The following is a 19,611-nucleotide window of genomic DNA, read 5'->3' as shown; positions in this document are numbered from 1 at the left end:
TCTCCATACTTTTACAAGCTCTGCATTGTGAGCCCCTTGCCAGCGACCGACCCGGTCTGCAGCAACCTCACAGCGGGCCTTGATCGACCCAGATCAACGCCTGGGTGTCCACCCCAGCCCTGGCGGCCTGGGCCACCAGACTTTTTCTCACATCGGCCGGTATTTGCCTGTCGCGCGCCAGTATCCACAGGTAGCTCTGGTCGGGCCCGATCACCATGGCCCAGCGGTAGTCGGGATCCAGCGCGATCACGTGATACCCACCGTAGAACGGGCCAAAGAACGAGACCTTCAACGAGCCTGTGTTGCTGTCGCCGGTGAACACTGCGCGGCCTTCGGCGTCGCTCCAGGCTTGTTTCTCCGCGCTGTAACCCCGGTTCAGCACCTTCACGCTGCCATCGGCATTCAGGCTGTAGCTGGCACTCACCCGGCTCAGGCCGCGCTCAAAACGGTGATCCAGGTGCCCAGGTAACGGTTGAGCTCAAATGGGCTGACCGCTTGCACGCCATGGGGTGGCGCGGTCGAACACGCGCTCAGGCCAAGCAACAACGCCAGCCCCAACCCGGAAAGCCACGACCGGGAAAATCCCTTGGTCCCATTGCCGGTGTGCATTGCTGTACCCCTTTTTCACTGTGGTTCGCTTTGGTTCAACCATGCGCTTTGTCATGGACAAAACCCATTTTGATTCGTAAAGTGATCCAAGAGTCAGAGCGAGCCCATAACCTGAGCCGCTGATAGGGAGACCCTTACAACGGAGAGGCACACCATGTCCATGTTCAACATCCTGCCCGGGTTCCAGAAATCGCCCGCCGGACTGGAACGCCAGATACTCAAACGCCTGCCACGCATCACCTGGGTGGGCACGGCGCTGTTCGGCGCCCTGGCCCTGGTCGCGCGCGCGCTGCCCTGGAGCGGCGGCGAAGCCGACATCTTCATCCGCATCCACACCATTGATATTTACCTGATCGGCCTGGCGATCCTGCACTGGACCGTGGTGCTGACAGTCGGCATTGGCGCTTTCATCGTGATGGTCATGAAAGGCCCGGCCTATGTGGCCGACGCTTACCCCCTCATGGAATCAGACCGCCCACTGCCGCCAGACGCTCCGCGGGTGGATCGCCACCGCCCATGAGAGAATCGCAGGCTGCACCCTCCGATCAAGCCACAGGCACAACGGAGGGACTTTTCCCAGCCTCTGGATGAACACCATGAAACGCTGCTCTCTCTTTCTCTCCACCGCGCGCCGAAGCCTGCTGCTCTCCATGGGCTTGCTGGCTGCCGGCCTGGGCGCCAGCGCCCAGGCCCAGGGCGTGGTGCGCAACTTTCCCGACACCGCGCTGCGCGGCACGATGGAAGTGGGCCAACCGCCATGGATCACCATGGACGGCGAGAAGGCCCAACTCTCCCCAGGCTCGCGCATCCGTGGCACCAGCAACACGCTGGTCATGTCAGGCGGGCTGGTTGGCCAGAAGCTGGTGGTGAACTACGTGCTGGCCCCCGGCGGGTTGGTGCATGACGTGTGGATCCTGACCGAGGCCGAAGCGGCCCTCAAGCGGCCACGCGCTGCCGACCTCAAAAACTGACGTCGACCCGAGTTGCCTGCAGGCAGCTCCGCAGCCCATTGATACGACCGACAGGCACGCCCTGCCGTCGGCGCTTTTTCAGCCTATTTCTCCCCGCATTGCCATGACCAAAAAAGTCTTTATCAAAACCTTCGGCTGCCAGATGAACGAGTACGACTCGGACAAGATGGCCGACGTGATGCACGCCGCACAAGGCTATGAGCCCACCAAAAATGTGGACGAGGCAGACCTGATTCTGTTCAACACCTGCTCGGTGCGCGAAAAAGCGCAAGAGAAGGTGTTTTCTGACCTCGGCCGCGTGCAGCACCTGAAGAAAAAGGGCGTGCTGATCGGTGTGGGCGGCTGCGTGGCCAGCCAGGAAGGCGCCGAGATCATCAAGCGCGCACCCTATGTGGACGTGGTCTTCGGCCCGCAAACGCTGCACCGCCTGCCGGACATGCTGAACGCCCGCGAGCGCCTGTCGCGCCCCCAGGTGGACATCAGCTTTCCCGAAATCGAAAAGTTCGACCACCTGCCACCAGCGCGGGTCGACGGCGCCAGCGCCTTCGTCTCCATCATGGAAGGCTGCTCCAAATACTGCAGCTACTGCGTGGTGCCCTACACGCGTGGCGAAGAGGTGAGCCGGCCGTTTGACGACGTGCTGGTGGAGATCGCCGGCCTGGCCGACCAAGGCGTGCGCGAGGTCAACCTGCTGGGCCAAAACGTGAACGCTTACCGCGGCCCCATGGGCGACAGCGGTGAAATCGCCGATTTCGCCTTGCTGCTGGAATACGTGTCGGACATCCCAGGCATCGAGCGCATCCGCTACACCACCAGCCACCCCAACGAGTTCACCCCGCGCCTGATCGAAGCCTACGCCAAGCTGCCCAAGCTGGTGAGCCACCTGCACCTGCCGGTGCAACACGGCTCAGACCGCATTTTGATGGCCATGAAGCGCGGCTACACGGCCATGGAATACAAAAGCACGGTGCGCAAGTTGCGCGCCATCCGGCCCGACCTGCCCATGAGCAGCGACTTCATCGTGGGCTTCCCCGGCGAGACCGAAGAAGACTTCGGCAAGATGATGAAGCTGATCGATGACGTGGGTTTCGACATCAGTTTCAGCTTCATCTTCAGCCCCCGCCCTGGCACCCCTGCGGCCAACCTGCTGGATGAAACACCCCATGCGGTCAAGCTCAAGCGCCTGCAGCACCTGCAAGCCACCATCGAAGCCAACGTGGCGCGCATCAGCGCCAGCCGGCAAGACACCATTCAACGCATTCTGGTGGAAGGCCCTTCGCGCAAGTCGACCACCGAAGCCCCCGAATTCATGGGCCGTACCGAATGCAACCGCGTGGTGAACTTCCATGGCGGCCCCAACGGCGCGCGGCTGGTGGGCCAGATGATCGACGTGCGCATCACCGAGACTTTTCCGCACTCGCTGCGCGGGGAAGTGCTGATCAAAGAGACCGCCTGACGCCCTGCGCTGACCAGCGGATGCCGCCGCGAGTGACAACACTCAACGCCACCAGAGCATCCGAGGCGCTGTTGCTGGAAAGGTCATTGCGGGGCAAATGGCCAGTGATCGGGCATGCCCCCCGCCACCGCCTCAGTGTTTGGCGGGTTTCAAATAGCGCTCGTCTGACCAGGTGGCCAGCCATTGCGGCGCAAACGCCACAAAGATCGCCGTGAACATACCGGTGAGGAAAGCGTCACCCCAGGCCATGAGCCAGCGCGCGATCAACACCTGCTCCTGCAGCGCGCCGCCCACCAGTCGATGCAGCATTTCCAGCAGAATGCCTGACAGAAACACCGCAGCAGCGGTGCCCAAGAAGCCCCGGCCAAGCGTGTAAACAAAGGGGTTGGGCGGTAGCCAGCGGCGCAGCAACGGCCCGATACCCAGTGTGATCGTGGCCGGCGCCAGACCGATCCAGACCCACTGTGACAACACGGTCACCGCATCGTTGTGTCCGATGACCCACACAGCCAAGCCCACCCATGCAAGAACCAACACGGCCAGTGGCCACCCGAGCACCAGGACCAGCAAACTGGCGCCCGACAACTGAATCTGAAGACCCTGAGGCATGTGTTGCGGCAACAGCCACATCCATGGCATCAGGGCCATGGCGGCCAAAGCAGGCGTGAGCAAAGGCCCTTGCAGCATGCGCCAGGGTTTCAGCCACAAGGCAACAACCAGCGCCGTCACGGCCAGCGCCGCTTCGATAAGCATCAACATCGGCTCAGTATGGAGGGCTCAGGCGGCCTCCCGGTTGACTTCGATCAACCCATGCCAGGCATTTTGGGCATGCCCTTCATGCCGCCCATTTTTTTCATCATCTTCATCATGCCGCCACCCTTCATCTTCTTCATCATGCCCTGCATCTGCTCAAACTCTTTGAGCAGCCGGTTGACTTCCTGCACGTGAACACCGGCGCCCGCAGCGATGCGGCGCTTGCGCGTGGCCTTGATGATTTCCGGTTTGGTGCGCTCCTTGAGCGTCATGCTGCAAATGATGCCTTCCTTGCGCTTGATGTCTTTTTCGGCGCGGGTCAGGTCGGCATCGGTGGCCTTGGCGCCCATGTTGCCCGGCAACTTGTCCATCAGGCTGGACAAGCCGCCCATCTGCTTCATCTGGCGAATCTGGTCCAGAAAGTCGTTGAGGTCGAAGCCGGCGCCGCTCTTGACCTTGGCGGCCAATTTCTGCGCTGACGCCATGTCCACACCCGCTGTGACCTGCTCCACCAGCGCCACGATATCGCCCATGCCCAGGATGCGGCCGGCGTGGCGTTCGGCATCGAACACCTCCAGTCCGTCGAGCTTTTCGGACACGCCAGCGAACTTGATCGGGGCGCCCGTCACCTGTCGCACCGACAAAGCCGCACCGCCGCGAGAATCGCCATCGGTCTTGGTCAGGACAATGCCCGTCAGCGGCAGCGCTTCACTGAAAGCCTTGGCTGTGTTGACCGCGTCCTGGCCCTGCATGGCATCGACCACGAACAGCGTCTCGACCGGTTTCAGGATCGTGTGCAGCTCCTGAATCTCGCGCATCAGCGCTTCGTCAATCGCCAGGCGCCCGGCCGTATCGACCAGCAGCACATCGAAATAGTGTTTGCGTGCGTAATCAATGGCGGCGCGCGCGATATCGGCTGGTTTTTGATCGGGCGTGCTGGGGAACCACTCGGCCCCGGCCTGGGCCGTGACGGTTTTGAGCTGTTCGATAGCGGCTGGTCGGTAAACGTCACCTGAAACGGTAAGCACTTTCTTCTTGCGCTTCTCGATCAGGTGTTTGGCCAGCTTGGCGGTGGTGGTGGTTTTACCCGCACCTTGCAAGCCAGCCATCAAGATCACTGCTGGGGGTTGGGCCGCCAGGTTGATGTCGGCAACACCCTGTCCCATGGTCGCGGCCAGCTCGCGGTTGACGATACCCACCATGGCCTGACCCGGTGTGAGCGAGCCCACCACTTCCTGGCCCAGGGCCTTTTCTTTCACACGGGCAATGAAGTCGCGCACCACCGGCAGGGCCACATCGGCCTCCAGCAGGGCCATGCGCACTTCGCGCATCATCTCTGTCACGTTGCTCTCGGTGATACGGGCCTGGCCACGCATTTCTTTGACAATGCGTGACAGGCGGTCGGAAAGGGCTGAAGCCATGTGATGCGATCTGTTGAGGCGGGCCACCGCGCTGCGGGGCCTAACCCGAAAAAGGAAAGTCGCCGGGCACTGCGCCCCATGAGCGCCAACCGGGCAAGACCGTTAAACTGTGAGCTTGATTTTAGGGCAGCCCTGTGGGGCGTGCCCGCCACCACCCACACCGCTTGATGCCCTTGCTTTCCGCTGCTTTTGCTCACCCTGCCGCCGCCGCTCTGGCCGCTGGCGCGGCCTGTGCCTATGGCGCCCTTGCTGGCTGGCATACCCGCGTCACGCAACCCCAGGCTCGCGCCATCCTGTCAGCGGCGTGGGTATTGCATTTGCTGGTCCTGATCACCAGCCTGTTGACACACCCCGTGCGATTTGGCTTTGGCCCGGCCATCTCCATCACGGCCTGGTTGTTGCTCACCGTTTACCTGGTTGAGAGCCGCCTCTACCCACAGATGCGTGCGCGCTGGGTATTGGCCGTCATGGGGATGGCCGCCGTATTGGTCGCTTTGGTTTTCCCTGGGTCCCACTACCCGCAACTGCCCAGCCACTGGATGCCCTTGCACTGGGCGCTCGGGATCGCCGCCTACGGCTTGATTGCCGCCGCCGTGGTTCACGCCTGGTTGATGCAACGCGCAGAAAAGGCCATGCGCCTGGGCAAGATGCCAGAAACGGCGATGCCTATCTTGACGCTGGAGCGCCTGACCTTCCGGTTTGTCGGGGCCGGCTTTGTGCTGCTCAGCGCCACGTTGCTGGCTGGCGCATGGTTCTCTGAAATGATCAACCAGCAAGTGGTCTGGAATCACAAAACCGCGTTCTCGGTACTGTCATGGGCCAGCATGGGCGTGCTCCTGCTGGGTCGCTGGCGCCTGGGCTGGCGCGGCCGAACCGCGGTTCGCATGCTCTACATCAGCGCAGGTTTTCTGCTGCTGAGCTACGTGGGCTCGCGCTTTGTTCTCGAAGTCGTTTTGCAACGCGCTTGATCTGACACCATGAAATTCTTGCTGGTCCTTTCAGTCATTGTTGTCGCCATCTGGCTGTGGCGCAACAACCGCCAGGGTGATTTGGACTCGACCAAGCGCCCTCCCCCAAAGCCCACCGCGCTGCCCATGGCGATGGTTGCCTGCCTGCAGTGCGGAACGCACCTGCCCGAAAGTGAATCGGTGCGGGGCCCGGGGGGTAGATACTGTTGCGACGAACACCGCCAACAACACGAACACGGTACCGCTTAACGCGCTCGCCAGCCATACAGCCATGCCCACCAGCCCTCATTCCACGTTCGCTCCCTCGTGGTACAGCACGTTGGAAGAAGCAGGTCCGATCGGGTCAACGCAGGCTCGCAAGTCCATCGACCGGCTGTGGCGCACCTTCATGCGGGGTCGCCTGTTTATTGCCGTGGTGCTGTTGGCCATGCAGGTGTTCAACTGGGTCAACCACAGCAGCACCGGCAACGTGGCCACCTGGCTGATTGTTCTCAGCCTGTCTCACGTGGCAGCCACTCTGATCACCCTGGTTGCCTGGCCTCGCCAAAGTACCCGCAAGCTGGAATCCTTGCGCTGGCCACTCACCATCGGCGTCGACCTGATTGTGTTTGCCACCCTTCAGCTGTTTCAGCAAGGCGAGTTCAATCTGACGCCCCTGTTTGCGCTACCGGTATTGATGGCATCCATCCTGGGATCCCTGACCATCTCGCTGGGCACGGCGTCGATGGTGGCGCTGTTTCTTTTAGGTGAGCCGTTTTGGGGCCTGGCACAAGTCGCCGATCTGCCCACTTCGCGGCTGCTGCAAGCAGGTCTCGGCGGTATCGGCTTTTTCCTGGTGGCCCTGTTGGCCAACCAGCTTGCCGCCCGCCTGGCGCGTGAAGAGCTGGTGGCAAAAAGCAGCCAGGCCGCAGCCAGAACGCAGGCGCAGGTCAATGAACTCGTTATCGAGAGCCTGAGCGAGGGCGTCATGGTGGTCGACATGCATGGCGTGGTGCGCAATGCCAACCCGGCGGCCAAGGCCATGGTGCTCGGCGAGACCACACCGCATGCGGTCAAGCTGCTGCTTTCTGCGCGGGCTGGCTGGGAAGGGCTGGCCGACCTGGTGAACGAAACCTTCCACCGCAACGAACCCCTTGAAACCGAGGTGCGCATCGATCTCGACGAGTTCACCTCCCACCGCTTCTTCGCCCGCACCCGGCTCACCGCCGGGTTGAGCTCATCGGCCGTGGGACTGTGTGTGGTGTTTCTGGAGGATCTTCGGGAAGTCGAGGCAAGGGTGCGCACCGAAAAGCTCGCCTCCATGGGCCGCATGTCGGCGGCCGTGGCCCACGAAATTCGCAACCCGCTGTCAGCGATCACACAGGCCAACGCCTTGCTGGATGAAGAGGTCAACGACCCCGGTCAGAAGCGGCTCACGCGCATGATTGAACAAAATGCGCAACGCCTTTCCCGCATCGTCGACGATATTCTCAACGTCGCCCGAGCACAACCCAGCAGCGGCGAGGGTCACTCTGGCGCGGTGCCCCTGGACTCCACAATTCGACAGATTGCCCAGGACTGGATTCGGCAAAATCAGGCCTTGGGCGTGCTTGGCGTGCATCTGCACGCACCCAAGGTATTCATCAACTTCGAACCCGACCACCTGCGCCGGGTCATGGTCAACCTGCTGGACAACGCGCTGCGCCATGCCACGGGAAAGGCATCATCCATTCGCCTGATCACACAACCAGCCGGTTCGGAGCAGGTGCGGGTCTCGGTCTGGAGCGACGGCTTGCCGCTGGAGCCCAGCGTGCACAAGCACCTGTTTGAACCGTTCTTTTCGTCGGAAAGCCGCTCCAGTGGGCTGGGGCTCTATATTTGTCGCGAGCTTTGCGAGCGATACCAAGCCCAGATCGGCTACCAACGCAGCCGGCTTGACCAACGCGAAGGCAATGAGTTCTATATGCTCATGTCACGCAACACCTCCGAACTGCCTGTGCAGCAAAGCCTTTCTTACCCCATGGGTGACTCGGTCCCTGGCTTCACACGCCCCCCCGGACAAACCCAGGCAGGGCCTCCATCGTTGTCCACGCTCTGATTTCACCCATCGGCCTCCCCGCTTTCGCGACCGAGGTCTCACCCTCAGGAAATCCCCTCACGCATGCCTTCGATTTCTCCCGCCGCCATCCTGGTCGTTGATGACGAACCCGACCTTCGAACGCTGTATGAGCTCACGCTGTTGCGCGAGGGCTATCAGGTGGAAAGCGCGGCCGATCTGACCGAGGCGCGCATGGTGCTCGACCGATCCAGCTTCGACGTGGTCATCACCGACATGCGCCTGCCCGACGGTCTGGGCCTTGAGCTCTTGCGCGAAATGAACGACTCACAGCGGCGCGAGCGCTGCATTGTGATCACCGCCTACGGATCGGCCGAAAACGCGGTCGAGGCGCTGAAAGCCGGGGCCTTTGACTACCTGACCAAACCCGTTGACCTCAAACAGCTGCGTGCGGCGGTGACCGCATCGCTGCAAAGTCAGCGTCACCCGGCGCCGGCGGTCACTGGCCAGCCAGCTTCCGTCACGCCCGCACCGCCACCCGGTGGCGTTCATGCCCTTTCCCGCATTGTTGGTGGTGCACCGGCCATGGTTCAAATCCGGAGCCGCATTGAAAAGGTGGCCACCAGCATGGCTCCCGTATTGATTCTGGGCGAATCCGGCACGGGCAAAGAGCTTGTGGCCCGCGCGGTGCACGAATGCAGCCACCGAGCCAGCAGCCCTTTCGTGGCGGTCAACTGCGGCGCCATACCCGACAACCTGATCGAGGCCGAGTTCTTTGGCGCGCGCAAGGGCGCCTACACCGGTGCCAGCCAGGACCGCGAAGGGTACTTTCAGGCGGCCAAGGGTGGCACCCTGTTTCTTGACGAAATCGGCGACCTGCCACTGGCGATGCAGGCCAAGCTGCTGCGTGTCATTCAGGAGCGCCGCGTACGCCCGCTGGGCGGCGTTCAAGAAGAGCCGGTCGATGTGCGCCTCGTCAGTGCCACCCACAAAGACCTGGCCGCACTGGTGAAGAGCGGTGATTTCAGGCAAGACCTGTTCTACCGCCTCAACGTGATCGGCTTGCGTACACCGGCGCTGCGTGAGCGCCGCGAAGACCTGCCACAGCTCGCCCAGGTATTGCTCGACCGCATCTGCAAAGAATCGGGGCAAGCCGTGCCCACGCTGTCGGCCGAATCACTCGACTGGCTGCAGGCGCGCGAACTGCCAGGCAACGTACGGGAACTGGAAAACCTTCTGCAGCGCGCGATGGCACTCAGCACGAACGACTCCCTGGATGTCGGAGACCTCTGCGACCCGGAAGAATCGACCACCACAAACGCCCTCCGCCATCAGGCGCCAACCCAGGAGCCTTCTCGGCAAGATCGCGTCGACCCGCCGGAACCGGCCCAGGAAGCGTCCATTCCAGCCGATCTGCAAAGCTACCTGGACCAACAGGAGCGCCAGGTTTTGCTCAAGGCATTGAAAGAAACCGACTTCAACCGCACAGCGGCAGCGGCACGCCTGGGGCTGAACCTGCGCCAGATGCGTTACCGCATACAGCGCCTGGGCATCGAATCGCCCTCTGCCGATGACGATGTCCTCTGACCAGGCCGCTCCAGCCATACAACGCAACGAATTGTCAGAGGGGTGGCTGAACGCAGCGCGCGCCTGTCCTTCACCCAACTTTGGTCACCGACCTCCCGGGGCACCGATCAACCTCATCGTGGTGCATTCCATCAGTCTGCCGCCAGGCGAATTTGGCGGAACAGAGATCGAACAACTGTTCACCAACCAGCTCGACTGGAACGCCCACCCCTACTTCGAGCACATTCGGGGTATGGAAGTCTCATCGCATTTTCTGATCCGCCGCGATGGCGAACTGGTTCAATTCGTCGACACCCATGAGCGCGCCTGGCACGCAGGGGCATCCGAATGGTGCGGACGCCACAATTGCAACGACTTCTCCATTGGTATCGAACTCGAGGGCCTGGAAGGCGGCTGTTTCGAAGCGGCGCAATACCAACGCCTGACCGAGCTTTGCCAGGCGTTGCTCGAACGCCATCCGATCGAACACGTGGTCGGCCATGAACACATAGCCCCGGGGCGCAAACAAGATCCGGGCCCCGGGTTTGACTGGCCGGGTTTCCAAAGCGCGCTGGGTTGGCCATCCCGCTGTTTCCCGAAAACCACACCACCGTCACAAGCTCGCCCGGGCTGAGCGCAGCCGACCCGACCAGCGGTCGCCTCCATGAACCGAAGCGCTTGTAGCAAGCATCGACGCGGCTTGGGCGAAAAGGCGCGCCGCCATACCCTGAAAAACAATGCCTCTGGAAACATCGCTAGCGCCAGAGCCAGCGTGCGCGCGCGCTTGCGCAAGGCCGGCATTTGTTCGCCGGACGTCCACGTGGAAGTGAAAAACCGCATACCTTTGCTTCAAATAAAAAAAAGGCCCGCCCACTACCGGTAGTGGGTTGAACCCCGTCCACACACCAGATATAGTGTGTGCTGCGCAGACGGATCGATCAGCCATCGACCATGGGCCCCTCACCGCAGTGGCCGCCACATGCCTCGCCTTGGTGCTCTTGCAGCCCATCGACGTCCGCCAGCCCAAGACGCCAGCGCGCCAACGCCGCGCCATAACGAAAGAAAGAGGAATCATGCTGACCGCAACCCAAAACGCCACACCAGCCGCGACAGCTACAGCCGTGCCCAAACGGCCCGCCAGCACCGATGCCCACCACGCCAACCAGGCGGCGTTTTCGCAATACCAGATCATCCGCCGCAACGGTGCGGTCGTGGCCTTTGAGCCCAGCAAGATCGCCGTGGCCATGATGAAAGCCTTCCTGGCCGTGCACGGCACCCAGGGAGCAGCGTCGGCCAGCGTGCGCGAAACGGTGGATGAGTTGACGCAGACCGTGGTGCGCGCCCTCATGCGCTCGCGCCCGGGTGGGGGCACCTTTCATATCGAAGACGTGCAAGACCACGTGGAGCTCGGTCTCATGCGAAGCGGCAACCACGAAGTGGCTCGTGCGTATGTGCTGTACCGCGAGCGTCGAAGCCAGGAACGCGCCCACCATGTAGAAACGGCACAGCCTTCCGAAACCACCTCCCTGCATGTGATCGACCAGGGGCACCGCGTGCCTCTCGACCTTGCGCGCCTGCAGTTCCTGATCGAGGACGCGTGCAAAGGCTTGGGTGAGGACGTCAAAGCCGCGCCGATCATGGCCGAGACCAAACGCAACCTGTACGACGGCGTGCCGATGGAAGAGGTTTACAAGGCCTCCATCCTGGCCGCCCGCACCTTGATCGAGCGCGATCCCGACTACACCTTTGCCACAGCACGCTTGCTGCTGCACACCATCGTGAAAGAGGTGATTGGCGAAGAGGTGCCATCCAGTGAAATGGGTGCCCGCTACGCAGAGTACTTCCCCCAGTTCATCAAGAAGGGTGTGCAGAACGACCTGCTTGATGAAAAGCTGCAGCAATTTGATCTGGCCCGCCTGGGCGCAGCCCTCAAGCCCGAGCGCGACCTGCAATTCGACTACCTGGGCTTGCAAACCCTCTACGACCGCTACTTCCTGCACGTGCGCAAGACCCGCATCGAATTGCCGCAGGCCTTTTTCATGCGCGTGGCCATGGGTTTGTCGCTCAATGAAATTGATCGCGAAGCCCGCGCGATCGAGTTCTACGAAATCCTGTCTTCGTTCGACTTCATGTCGAGCACACCCACGCTGTTCAACAGCGGCTCGCTGCGCTCGCAGCTTTCCAGCTGCTACCTGACCACGGTGCCCGATGAACTCGACGGCATCTACGAGTCCATCAAGGAAAACGCCCTGCTCTCCAAATATGCAGGCGGGCTGGGCAACGACTGGACCCGTGTTCGCGCCATGGGTGCCCACATCAAAGGCACCAACGGCGAATCGCAAGGCGTTGTGCCCTTCCTCAAGGTGGTAAACGACACTGCCGTCGCCGTGAACCAGGGTGGCAAGCGCAAGGGAGCGGTTTGCGCCTACCTGGAAACCTGGCACCTGGACATCGAAGAATTCCTGGAGCTGCGCAAGAACACCGGCGATGACCGCCGTCGCACCCACGACATGAACACCGCGAACTGGATCCCAGACCTGTTCATGAAGCGCGTCATGGAAAAGGGCCAGTGGACCCTTTTCTCCCCCAACGACACCCCCGACCTGCACGACCTGTTCGGTGCAAACTTCGAGAAGGCCTACGTCGCCTACGAAGAAAAGGCCGCGCGCGGCGAAATCAAACCATTCAAACAGGTGGCGGCGACAGACATGTGGCGCAAGATGCTCTCCATGCTGTTTGAAACCGGCCACCCCTGGATCACTTTCAAGGACGCCTGCAATGTGCGCTCGCCACAGCAGCACGTTGGCGTTGTGCACAGCTCCAACCTCTGCACCGAGATCACCCTCAATACCAGCGACACCGAAACCGCGGTCTGCAACCTGGGTTCGATCAACCTGAAGCAACACCTGAAAGATGGTCAGGTTGACCACGAGAAACTGCAAAAGACGATCAAGACCGCGATGCGCATGCTCGACAACGTGATCGACATCAACTTCTATGCGGTGAAAAAGGCCCGCGACTCCAACATGCGCCACCGCCCGGTTGGCATGGGCATCATGGGGTTCCAGGATGCGCTGTATGAAATGCGCATCGCCTATGCATCCAACGAAGCCGTCGAGTTCGCAGACAAGTCGATGGAAGCCGTTTGCTACTACGCCTACTGGGCATCGACCGAGCTGGCGCGCGAGCGCGGCCGCTACGCCAGCTACAAAGGCTCGCTGTGGGACCAGGGCATCTTGCCGCTGGACACGCTCGAACTCCTCTCGCAGGAACGCGGTGGCTACGTTGACGCCAACCGCTCGACCTCGCTCGACTGGGAGGCTCTGCGCCAGAAAATCGCTACCGACGGCATGCGCAATTCCAACTGCGTGGCCATTGCGCCCACCGCCACCATCTCCAACATCATCGGGGTGGACGCCTCCATCGAACCTTGCTTTGGCAACCTGTCGGTGAAGTCCAATCTGTCGGGCGAGTTCACCGTCATCAACGGCTACCTTGTGAAAGATCTCAAGCGCCTGGGCCTGTGGGACGACGTGATGGTCATGGACCTCAAACACTTCGACGGCTCGCTGCGCCAGATCGACCGCGTGCCCCAAGATGTGAAAGCACTTTATGCGACCGCGTTTGAAGTGGAGCCGGTGTGGCTGGTGGAAGCCGCTGCGCGCCGCCAGAAGTGGATCGACCAGGCGCAAAGCCTGAACATCTACATGGCTGGTGCATCCGGCAAGAAACTCGACGACACCTACAAGCTCGCATGGTTGCGCGGCCTGAAAACCACCTACTACCTGCGCACCACTTCGGCCACACAGGCAGAGAAGTCAACCGGTCGAACAGGTCAACTCAATGCGGTGTCGGCTCACGCCGCACAAGCGCCCGCTGCTGTTTCGAAAGCTGACGACAGCACAGACACCACACCTGCAACCGACATCAAGTTCTGCGCAATCGACGATCCCGGTTGCGAAGCTTGCCAGTGATGCAGCGCCGTCGTGTCATGCGTTTGCGGTGCAAGTCATCACCATTCCGATGCACCACTGCAACACATCACGCATGACACAGGCATGTCTTCTTGGCTTTTCTTCTCCACGCTTCGATAATTCACCGAATTGGAAACATCTATGTTGACCTGGGACGATCAAGTTACGCCCTCTCTGAAGCCTGCAGCGAATCCCGTGCCACCCGCCTATTCGGGTGCGCAAGCTCAACCGTCTCCCACCGCCGCAAAATCCGCAACCCCTGCGCCGAAGGCCAGCCGCATCAATGCCGCTGACAAACGCATCATCAATGGTCAGACCGATGTCAACCAGCTGGTGCCGTTCAAATACAAATGGGCCTGGGAAAAATACCTCGCCACCTGCGCCAACCACTGGATGCCGCAGGAAGTGAACATGAGCCGCGACATCGCGCTCTGGAAAGACCCCAACGGCCTGACCGAAGATGAGCGCCGCATTGTCAAGCGCAACCTTGGCTTCTTCGTGACCGCCGATTCGCTGGCCGCCAACAACATCGTGCTCGGTACCTACCGCCACATCACTGCGCCCGAGTGCCGACAGTTCCTGTTGCGCCAGGCCTTTGAGGAAGCGATTCACACCCACGCTTACCAATACATCGTGGAATCACTCGGGCTGGACGAGTCCGAAATTTTCAATGCCTACAACGAGGTGGCCTCGATCCGCGAGAAGGACCAGTTCCTGATCCCTTTCATCGACGCCATCAGCGACCCCAATTTCCACACTGGCACCCACGAAACCGACCAGACCCTCCTGAAGTCGCTGATCGTGTTTGCCTGCCTGATGGAAGGCCTGTTTTTCTACGTAGGCTTCACGCAGATCCTGGCGCTGGGCCGTCAGAACAAGATGACCGGTGCGGCCGAGCAGTACCAGTACATCCTGCGCGACGAATCCATGCACTGCAATTTCGGCATCGACCTGATCAACGCAATCAAGCTGGAGAACCCCATGCTCTGGACGGCCGAGTTCAAGGCCGAGATCAAGGCTTTGTTCATGAAGGCTGTTGAACTGGAATACCGCTACGCCGAAGACACCATGCCACGTGGCGTGCTCGGCATGAACGCATCCATGTTCAAGGGCTACCTGCGCTACATCGCCAACCGCCGCGCCACCCAGATTGGCCTGGAGCCGATGTTCCCGAACGAAGAAAATCCGTTCCCGTGGATGAGCGAAATGATCGACCTCAAGAAGGAACGCAATTTCTTCGAGACCCGCGTGATCGAATACCAAACGGGCGGCGCCCTTTCCTGGGACTGACCGTCAAGCCAAGCCGGACACGCTTATCACCGCTCACACCTGTTTATGGAATTCTCAAAACCCTGCTCATCGACCTGCGGCCTCAAGGCCCGCGTGGTGGGACGGGTTTTGTCACCCAATTCAAAGTCTTGGGGCCTAGAGTGGATGCATCCACAAGGCCCCAGGACTTTGAGTCGCTTCACCGGCCTACTTTCGGCTGAAGTGCTCTTTGCAACTTGATCAAGGAGAAAACAATGGCAACTGCGAAAAAAGCACCGGCTAAAAAGGCCCCTGCAAAAAAGGCTCCCGCAGCCAAAAAAGCGGTAGTGAAGAAAGCTGCACCAGCCAAGAAGGCCGTCGCTAAAAAGGCTGTAGTGGCCAAAAAAGCGGTAGTGAAGAAAGCTGTAGCAGCCAAGAAGACCGTCGCTAAAAAGGCCGTAGTGGCCAAAAAAGCGGTAGTGAAGAAAGCTGTAGCAGCCAAGAAGACCGTCGCCAAAAAGGCCGTAGTGGCCAAAAAAGCGGTAGTGAAGAAAGCTGTAGCAGCCAAGAAGACCGTCGCCAAAAAGGCCGTCGCGGTCAAAAAAGCGGTGGTGAAAAAAGCCGCCCCAGCGAAGAAGGCAGCCCCGGCCAAGAAAGCTGCTGCCAAAAAGGTCGTCGCGAAGAAAGCCGCTCCCGCCAAAAAAGCTGCGGTGAAAAAGGCTCCCGCGAAGAAAGCAGCACCGGCAAAAAAAGCCGCCGTCAAAAAGGCAGCCCCAGCAAAAAAAGCTAAGCCGGCCAAGAAGCCGGCAGCCGTTGCGGCACCTGCAGCTCAAACCAAGCTGAACCCACAGGCAGCATGGCCGTTTCCAACGTCCACCAAGCCTTGAAGTCGTCTCCACGATGACTCAAGCCCGATGCGAGAGCATCGGGCTTTTTTTTTGCCCAAAGAAAAACAGCACCGGTTCTTTACAGAATTTTCACACACATCAAACAAAGCGTTCTTATCCCGCGCGCACAATCGTCTCAACCCTCCACAGCACAGGCCTCCCTGTCCCACATGAAACCGCGCATGGCAATCCGACCCACTCTCCTGATCAGCCGACGGCTGATACCCATTGGTCTGGCCTTCACCCTGGTTGCGTGCGCCGGCTTGCCCACACCCTCCGGGTCGCCAGAGGCGGGCAACGTTCCGTTGCAATGGGTGAATGGTTCTGCCCGTGCGGACGCACCGGCACACGACCTGTCGACCTGGTGGAACCGGTTCAACGACCCGACGCTGGGCGCGTTGATCACCCAAGCCCTGGAAGCCAACCCAAGCGTGCAAGGCGCTCAAGCAGCCCTTCGCCAATCGAGGGCCCTGGCCGACTTGCAACAGGCTGGCCTGGGCCCTGCGCTGGGTACATCCGCGTCGGCACAGCGCAGCCGCTCGGGTGACAACGACACCAGCAACAAGTTCCAGCTCGGCTTTGATGCCAGTTGGGAGCCCGATATCTTTGGCGGCAATCGCAGCGCAGCCAACGCCAGCGAGGCAGATGTTCAAGCGTCAAAAGCCAGCCTTGCCAATGTGAGGATTTCGCTGGCCGCGGAGGTGGCCCTGGGTTACATCAACGTGCGCGCACTGCAAACCCGCCTGGACATTGCCCAAAGCAATCTGGACAAGCAGCAGGAAACCCTTCAGATCACCCAATGGCGCGCCCAGGCGGGGCTGGCCTCTTCCCTCGATGTTGAGCAAAGTATCAGCGCCACAGAACAAACGCGCGCTCAGTTGCCAGCCTTGAAGGCCAGCGCAGCGCAGGCCATGAACGCCCTGGCCATCCTCACGGGCCAAGCCCCTGGCGCACTCGCATCCCTGCTGGCGACCCCTGCACCGATACCAGCCAGCCCACCCGACCTGGCGCTCGCCTTCCCGGCAGACACCCTTCGCCAACGGCCCGATGTTGCGACGGCGGAGCAGCGCATTGCCGCTGCCCTGTCGCGGGTGGCATCTGCCGAGGCCGCTCGCTACCCCAGCCTGCGGCTCAGCGGCTCGCTGGGGTTGTCCGCATTGACCTTGGGCACACTCACCAACAGCGCTTCGTTGCTTCAGTCGGTGCTGGCAGGCCTGTCAGCGCCACTGTTTGATGGTGGCGCCAATGCCGCCCAGGTGCGCGCGCAGCAGGCCGCGCTCGATCAGGCGCGCGCCACCTACCAGAGCACGGTACTGAGTGCGCTGGGCGATGTCGAAAACGCCCTGGTCGCGCTCCAGGGTGATGGCGAACGCCTTGCGCGACTCCAGACGGCCTCTGACGCCGCAGCCAACGCCGAGCTTCTGGCCCGCCAGCGTTACCAGAGCGGCTTGACCGATTTTTCCACGGTGCTGACCACCCAGCGCACGTTGCTCTCGCTGCAAGACAGCCTGGCCAGCGCGCAGGGCAGCCTGAGCGCCGACCATGTGCAGCTCTACAAGGCCTTGGGCGGCGGCTGGCAACCAGACACCCAGATCCGCTGAGCCCTCTTTTCCTGATTCTTTCGCCACACCATGACCGCTCAAAAAACCGATCTCTCCAACGACGCTGCTTTGCAAAACCTGCTCGGCGAAGACCCGGCACCCCGTTGGTGGAAGCGCCCATCGCTCTGGCTGGCTTTGATCGCCCTGATCTTGCTGGTCGCTGGGTGGACCTATTGGCAATCACAGAAAGCAGCCAGCGCAGCGCCCGCATTTGTGACCGAAGTGGCGCGCAAAGGCCAGCTCACGCTCACCGTCTCTGCCAATGGCACGCTGCAGCCCACGCGCTCGGTCAACATCGGTAGCGAGTTGTCGGGCACGGTACAGCGCGTGCTCGTGGATGTGAACGACAAAGTCAAAGCCGGGCAAGTGATGGTCGAGCTCGACGCGGCCAAGTTCAAAGACCAGGTGCAGCGCTCACGCGCCTCGCTTGCAGCCGCGCAGGCTCAAATGGCCCAGAGCAGCGCCACGGTGAAGGAATCACGCTCCACCTTGGCACGCTTTGAAGAAGTCGCCAAGCTGTCGGACGGCAAGGTGCCCTCGGCCACCGAACTCGACAGCGCACGCGCCGCGGTTGCCCGGGCCGAGGCCGCAGAACAAAGCGCACTGGCCAACGTGGCCGTTGCCCGCGCCACGTTGTCGACCGACGAAACCAACCTCTCAAAGTCGTCTATCCGGTCGCCCATTGACGGCGTGGTGCTGAGCCGCTCGGTGGATCCGGGCAATGCCGTGGCTGCCTCGTTGCAGGCTGTAACCCTGTTTACCGTGGCCGAAAACCTGGCGCAGCTGGAACTCAGCGCCAGCGTCGACGAAGCCGATGTGGGTTCGGTGCAAGTGGGGCAAAAGGCGTCCTTCACAGTCAGTGCCTACCCCTCACGCAAGTTTCCCGCAGCCATCACCCGCGTGGCGTTTGGCTCCACGACGACCAACAACGTGGTCACCTACACCGCCACTCTCGCGGTCGACAACGACGATCTCAGCCTGCGCCCGGGCATGACCGCGGTGGCCACCATCGTTTCGACCGAACGCAATGATGCGCTGCTGGTGCCCAACACCGCGCTGCGCTTCACGCCAACAGCCAACGGCGCCGCCAAAGCGGGAGCCGCATCAAGCAGCAGCATCCTGTCAAAGATGATGCCCCGCCCCCCGCGCAGCTCATCGGCAAAAAAGACCACCGAAGAAAAGGCCTCGCCCGGCGCCCGCACGATCTGGGTGCTGGTGGATGGCAGCGCCAAATCGGTTGCTGTGCAGACCGGTATCAGCGATGGGCGCATGACCGAGATCGTTGGCGGTGATTTGCAGCCCGGCATGCAGGTGATCACCGATCAGCGCAGCTCAGGGACCGGTTCATGAGCCCCGCTGTCGATACCGGTACCGGTGCGGCACCCCTGATTCGCCTGCGCCACATCACCAAAACCTATGGCGAAGGCAACACCGCCTTTCAAGCGCTCAAGGGCGTGGATCTCGATATCCAGCGCGGTGACTTTGTGGCCATCATGGGGCCCAGCGGCTCTGGCAAATCCACGGCAATGAACACCCTGGGTTGCCTCGACATCCCCACGGGTGGCACCTATGAGTTTCAAGGGGTTCAGGTGCAATCGCTCAGCCGCGACCAGCGCGCGCGTTTGCGCCGGCGCTACCTGGGTTTTGTCTTCCAAGGGTTCAATCTGCTCGCACGCACTTCGGCCCAGGAAAATGTGGAGTTGCCTTTGATTTACCGCGGTGAGCCCACGGCGAAACGCCACGCCATGGCCGCGCGCGCGCTTGACGCCGTGGGTCTCAAGGGTTGGGAGCATCACACGCCCGGCGAGCTCTCCGGCGGCCAGCAGCAGCGCGTGGCGATTGCGCGCGCCATCGTCACCGAACCGGCGGTCTTGTTGGCCGACGAGCCCACCGGCAACCTGGATACCCACCGCAGCCAGGAGATCATGGAGTTGCTCTGGCGTCTCAACGCCGATCAGGGCATCACCGTGCTGATGGTGACGCATGAACCCGATATGGCGGCCTATGCCAAACGCATGGTGCGTTTCGTCGACGGCGTGGTGGCCAGCGATGAGCGCAACCCCCACCCGCAAGCGCTGCAGCCCCATGCATCCGCACCCCTGATCGAAGGAGTGGCTTGACC

General features: G+C 61.4%; 16 protein-coding genes and 1 pseudogene. 14 read left to right on the top strand and 3 right to left on the bottom strand.

The window, feature by feature from the left end:
- Window positions 1–67: 67 nt before the first annotated feature.
- Window positions 68–609, bottom strand: a pseudogene (locus LPB072_RS02920) (lipocalin family protein).
- A 154-nt stretch (window positions 610–763) separates the two neighbouring features.
- On the opposite strand from LPB072_RS02920, the gene LPB072_RS02915 reads away from it, so the two are divergent.
- The 3 genes from LPB072_RS02915 to miaB all read left to right on the top strand — a co-directional run bounded on the left by LPB072_RS02915 (window position 764) and on the right by miaB (window position 3,036).
- Entirely contained in the window at window positions 764–1,129 is a 366-nt protein-coding gene (locus tag LPB072_RS02915) for a hypothetical protein (RefSeq protein WP_066085230.1), read from the top strand.
- Window positions 1,130–1,205: 76 nt separating this feature from the next.
- The gene (locus tag LPB072_RS02910; protein WP_231943403.1) at window positions 1,206–1,580 is read left to right on the top strand and encodes a hypothetical protein; all 375 of its coding nucleotides are present in this window, start codon (window positions 1,206–1,208) and stop codon (window positions 1,578–1,580) included.
- A 103-nt stretch (window positions 1,581–1,683) separates the two neighbouring features.
- Window positions 1,684–3,036, top strand: coding sequence for a tRNA (N6-isopentenyl adenosine(37)-C2)-methylthiotransferase MiaB (gene miaB, locus LPB072_RS02905; protein WP_066085228.1), 1,353 nt, complete (start codon window positions 1,684–1,686; stop codon window positions 3,034–3,036).
- Between the two features lie 132 nt (window positions 3,037–3,168).
- On the opposite strand, the gene LPB072_RS02900 is transcribed toward miaB, so the two are convergent.
- Both LPB072_RS02900 and ffh read right to left on the bottom strand, forming a co-directional pair.
- Entirely contained in the window at window positions 3,169–3,795 is a 627-nt protein-coding gene (locus LPB072_RS02900) for a hypothetical protein (protein ID WP_331000252.1), read from the bottom strand.
- A 44-nt stretch (window positions 3,796–3,839) separates the two neighbouring features.
- Window positions 3,840–5,210 carry a signal recognition particle protein gene (ffh, locus tag LPB072_RS02895; RefSeq protein WP_066085227.1) on the bottom strand — a complete coding sequence of 457 codons (1,371 nt, stop codon included), beginning with the start codon at window positions 5,208–5,210 and terminating at the stop codon, window positions 3,840–3,842.
- A 167-nt stretch (window positions 5,211–5,377) separates the two neighbouring features.
- Here ffh and LPB072_RS02890 point away from each other — a divergent pair, with 167 nt between their 5' ends.
- The 11 genes from LPB072_RS02890 (at window position 5,378) to LPB072_RS02840 (ending at window position 19,609) form a co-directional block, all read left to right on the top strand.
- The gene (locus LPB072_RS02890) at window positions 5,378–6,178 is read left to right on the top strand and encodes a cytochrome C assembly family protein (RefSeq protein WP_066085262.1); all 801 of its coding nucleotides are present in this window, start codon (window positions 5,378–5,380) and stop codon (window positions 6,176–6,178) included.
- A gap of 9 nt (window positions 6,179–6,187) precedes the next feature.
- Window positions 6,188–6,427, top strand: coding sequence for a PP0621 family protein (locus tag LPB072_RS24050; RefSeq protein ID WP_066085226.1), 240 nt, complete (start codon window positions 6,188–6,190; stop codon window positions 6,425–6,427).
- 22 nt (window positions 6,428–6,449) lie between these two features.
- A complete protein-coding gene (locus tag LPB072_RS02880; RefSeq protein ID WP_082876711.1) occupies window positions 6,450–8,255 on the top strand; it encodes a sensor histidine kinase in 1,806 nt (601 codons plus the stop codon).
- 63 nt (window positions 8,256–8,318) lie between these two features.
- Entirely contained in the window at window positions 8,319–9,800 is a 1,482-nt protein-coding gene (locus tag LPB072_RS02875) for a sigma-54-dependent transcriptional regulator (protein WP_066085224.1), read from the top strand.
- Window positions 9,784–10,413 carry a 1,6-anhydro-N-acetylmuramyl-L-alanine amidase AmpD gene (gene ampD, locus LPB072_RS02870; protein ID WP_066085223.1) on the top strand — a complete coding sequence of 210 codons (630 nt, stop codon included), beginning with the start codon at window positions 9,784–9,786 and terminating at the stop codon, window positions 10,411–10,413. The genes LPB072_RS02875 and ampD overlap by 17 nt, the downstream gene beginning before the upstream one ends.
- A 439-nt stretch (window positions 10,414–10,852) precedes the next feature.
- On the top strand, window positions 10,853–13,753 hold the full coding sequence (locus LPB072_RS02865) for a ribonucleoside-diphosphate reductase subunit alpha (protein ID WP_082876714.1): 2,901 nt from the start codon (window positions 10,853–10,855) through the stop codon (window positions 13,751–13,753).
- A 141-nt stretch (window positions 13,754–13,894) separates the two neighbouring features.
- Window positions 13,895–15,043, top strand: coding sequence for a ribonucleotide-diphosphate reductase subunit beta (locus tag LPB072_RS02860; RefSeq protein WP_066085222.1), 1,149 nt, complete (start codon window positions 13,895–13,897; stop codon window positions 15,041–15,043).
- 233 nt (window positions 15,044–15,276) lie between these two features.
- Entirely contained in the window at window positions 15,277–15,888 is a 612-nt protein-coding gene (locus LPB072_RS02855; RefSeq protein ID WP_066085221.1) for a histone H1-like DNA-binding protein, read from the top strand.
- A 182-nt stretch (window positions 15,889–16,070) separates the two neighbouring features.
- Window positions 16,071–17,489, top strand: coding sequence for an efflux transporter outer membrane subunit (locus LPB072_RS02850; RefSeq protein WP_066085258.1), 1,419 nt, complete (start codon window positions 16,071–16,073; stop codon window positions 17,487–17,489).
- 30 nt (window positions 17,490–17,519) lie between these two features.
- Window positions 17,520–18,839 carry an efflux RND transporter periplasmic adaptor subunit gene (locus tag LPB072_RS02845; protein ID WP_066085220.1) on the top strand — a complete coding sequence of 440 codons (1,320 nt, stop codon included), beginning with the start codon at window positions 17,520–17,522 and terminating at the stop codon, window positions 18,837–18,839.
- Window positions 18,836–19,609 carry an ABC transporter ATP-binding protein gene (locus LPB072_RS02840; RefSeq protein ID WP_066085219.1) on the top strand — a complete coding sequence of 258 codons (774 nt, stop codon included), beginning with the start codon at window positions 18,836–18,838 and terminating at the stop codon, window positions 19,607–19,609. Before LPB072_RS02845 ends, LPB072_RS02840 begins: the two co-directional genes overlap by 4 nt.
- The last annotated feature ends 2 nt before the right edge of the window (window positions 19,610–19,611 follow it).

The organism is Hydrogenophaga crassostreae (assembly GCF_001761385.1).
GTDB classification, from domain to species: Bacteria; Pseudomonadota; Gammaproteobacteria; order Burkholderiales; family Burkholderiaceae_C; genus Hydrogenophaga; species Hydrogenophaga crassostreae.
Note: the sequence above shows the minus strand (reverse complement) of the source record. Positions and strands in the feature narration are given on the sequence as shown.